The organism is Cellulosimicrobium sp. 22598, assembly GCF_052044445.1.
In the GTDB taxonomy this organism is placed as follows: Bacteria; Actinomycetota; Actinomycetes; order Actinomycetales; family Cellulomonadaceae; genus Cellulosimicrobium; species Cellulosimicrobium cellulans_G.
In genome coordinates, this window is the sequence record NZ_JBQEMZ010000054.1 from 1 (window position 1) to 341 (window position 341).

The 341-nt window shown below is 73.9% G+C and carries 1 protein-coding gene; it reads right to left on the reverse strand.

The window, feature by feature from the left end; all coding sequences use genetic code 11:
- A partial coding sequence (locus ACTJIY_RS20850; protein WP_440675408.1) for an Ig-like domain-containing protein occupies positions 1 to 329 on the reverse strand: 329 nt, incomplete at its 3' end.
- Positions 330 to 341 lie beyond the last annotated feature (12 nt).

The following is a 341-nucleotide window of genomic DNA, read 5'->3' on the forward strand; positions in this document are numbered from 1 at the left end:
TTGGCCAGGGCCGCGACCGAGACCGTGCGCCCCGGGCGCACCGTGATCTCGTCGTCCACCGCCACGGGAGGCTGGTTGGTCTCGGCGGGCCGGGCGATGCCGACCTGGACCGTCCCGACGGCGGTGGCCCCGCGGGCGTCGAGCACGGAGTAGGTGAACATGTCGTGCCCGGTGGCGTTCTTCGACGCCGCGTACTCGATCAGTCCGTCCACGACCCGGGCGGTGCCCTTGGCGGCGGGGGTCGCGATGCCGGTGACCTGGACGGAGTCGCCGTCGGGGTCGATCCCGTCCAGGGGGACCGCGATGCGCACGCTGGACCCGGACAGCACGCGGGCCTCGAT